This is a genomic window from Mesorhizobium sp. M5C.F.Ca.IN.020.32.2.1 (assembly GCF_004023105.1).
In the GTDB taxonomy this organism is placed as follows: Bacteria; Pseudomonadota; Alphaproteobacteria; order Rhizobiales; family Rhizobiaceae; genus Mesorhizobium; species Mesorhizobium wenxiniae.
Genome location: NZ_RZSX01001046.1, coordinates 1 through 1956, shown reverse-complemented (window position 1 = coordinate 1956; position 1956 = coordinate 1). Strand labels below are relative to the sequence as shown.

The following is a 1956-nucleotide window of genomic DNA, read 5'->3' as shown; positions in this document are numbered from 1 at the left end:
AATCGTATTTGGCCAGCATCGCCGGCACCCGCTCGCCGATGACGAGCGGCGAAAACATCTCGGTCAGCGACGACGCGACCGCCTCGAACAGCGTCCGGTTCGTGCAAAAGGAGAGGTAAGCGCCGACCGCGAAACGTGTCGCCGGCAGCGCCAGCCTTTCGCTCTTCACCGCCTCGGCGTCGAGGCCGAGCGAGGTCGCCAGATGCAGCCAGCGCGCGATACCGCCGCTCCAGCCGTCCTCGCCATCATGGTCCTCGATGCGTTTGCGCCAGGCGGCGCGAAACGCCGGGTCCTCGGCATTTGCGAGAATCATGGCATCCTTGCGCGGGATGACAGCCTGGTAGCAGTAGCGGTTCAGCGCCCAGGCCTGCATCTCGGTCCTCGACAGCGCACCACTGGTCATCCTGTGATGGAAAGGATGGCGGTTGTGATATCGCTCGGCACCGACCTGACGCAGCACGGCTTCGAGCTCGCTGAAGGACAGGCCGTTCCTGGCCGCGTCGTGGAAATCACTCAAAATTCCATCTCCATCCCGTCGCCGGCGACTTCCCAGCCGGCCGCTTTGACCGCTGCGTGTTCGGCGGAATTCTCGTCCAGAACGGGGTTGGTGTTGTTGATGTGGACGAAGACACGGCGGCCGATCCTTACATCGGCCAAGCCGGCGATCGAACCCGCGTCTCCTGACATTGCCAGATGCCCCATGCGCGCCCCGGTTTTTTGGCCGACGCCGGCAGCAATCATCTCGTCGTCCGTGTAGACCGTGCCGTCGAACAGGAGGCAGGCGGCATCGGCTAGAAGCGTGCGCAGGGTCGCATCGATGCGCGCGCAGCCCGGGATATAGAAGACGGAGCCGCGACTGCCGGTACCGGCGATACGGACGCCGATCGTGTCTCCGGACTCGGAGCTGAAATTGGCATCCGGCTGGCCTCTTTCCTCAAGGTAGAGCGCTATCTTTCCGGGCACCGGAAAGCTCTCGACAGTCACGCCGGTGTCGTTGCCATTGGCATCGCAGATCGCCAGTTCTTCCGCCGGCGGCAAGATGCGTCGTGGCACGAGCGTCGGATCGAGAACATTGAAAATCGAATTCGCCTCCAGCGTTGCCAGAACCTTTGTCGTTGCGTAGATGACGAAGGGCTGCCGCTCACGCAAGCTTAGCAGGCCGGCGACATGGTCGACATCGGCATTGGTCAGCACCACCGCACGAATAGGTGTCGAACGCAGCGGCGCATCGTACGCGGGCTGCAATTCAGGCGTTTGCGCAATCTGCTGGCGAATATCGGGCGAGGCGTTGAAGAGCACCCAGCCGGCCCCATCCACTGACGCGGCGATGCTTGATTGGGTTCGCGAATGCACGCCGGCCATCCCGGTGCGAGCCGCGCGGCTCAGGCGATGGTTGCAATTCCATTGCGGAAAGCCGCCGCCTGCCGCCGAGCCGATGATTTTCAAGCGCATTGCAATGCCCGCTCTGCGGCTCACTCAACCAACAGCAACTTTTCGACCGCGAATGGCTTCTCGCCCGAATCGAACGCGCCAAAGCCTTTCACGAAGACCTCGCGCGGCAAGGCAGTGCGTGCCCCCGTTGCCAGGGACACGCACCTCTGCGGCCTACTTCTTGGGAGGAATTTCAGCAGGCAGATACCGCGAAATTTCGAAGCCCGCAGCAACTTGGCACATGGTCGGTTTCGTCCAGCTCTTCTTCATGGCATTTCTCCTCTTCTACCAGCCCGAAGGGGCCGATCCTTTTGTCAGTCAACCATTGCTGGGCACCATTGCAATGGCTCGTCCATCAGCTCTCAAAATGGACAAATGAAACGGTAGGTTCTTAAAACTCGAAAAACAAGACGATCGAAAGTAACAATATGCTCATGCTCAATTGCTGATCACGTAAGGCTTCCTCTCCTCCAGCGGAAGGTTTGCACGTTCCCATCCATCGGCGCCGGGCGGATACCAGATCAC

Annotated in this window: 3 protein-coding genes; 1 reads left to right on the top strand and 2 read right to left on the bottom strand. The window is 61.0% G+C overall.

Features of this window, described 5'->3' with window-relative positions:
- The coding region (locus EOA86_RS32620) for a pyrroloquinoline-quinone synthase PqqC (protein ID WP_128345349.1) at positions 1-517 on the bottom strand (517 nt) is incomplete at its 3' end.
- A complete protein-coding gene (gene pqqB / locus EOA86_RS32615) occupies positions 514-1452 on the bottom strand; it encodes a pyrroloquinoline quinone biosynthesis protein PqqB (protein ID WP_127208870.1) in 939 nt (312 codons plus the stop codon). The genes EOA86_RS32620 and pqqB, both read right to left, overlap by 4 nt.
- A gap of 220 nt (positions 1453-1672) precedes the next feature.
- Between pqqB and EOA86_RS39025 the strand changes: the two genes are divergently transcribed.
- On the top strand, positions 1673-1810 hold the full coding sequence (locus EOA86_RS39025; protein WP_163603020.1) for a hypothetical protein: 138 nt from the start codon (positions 1673-1675) through the stop codon (positions 1808-1810).
- The last annotated feature ends 146 nt before the right edge of the window (positions 1811-1956 follow it).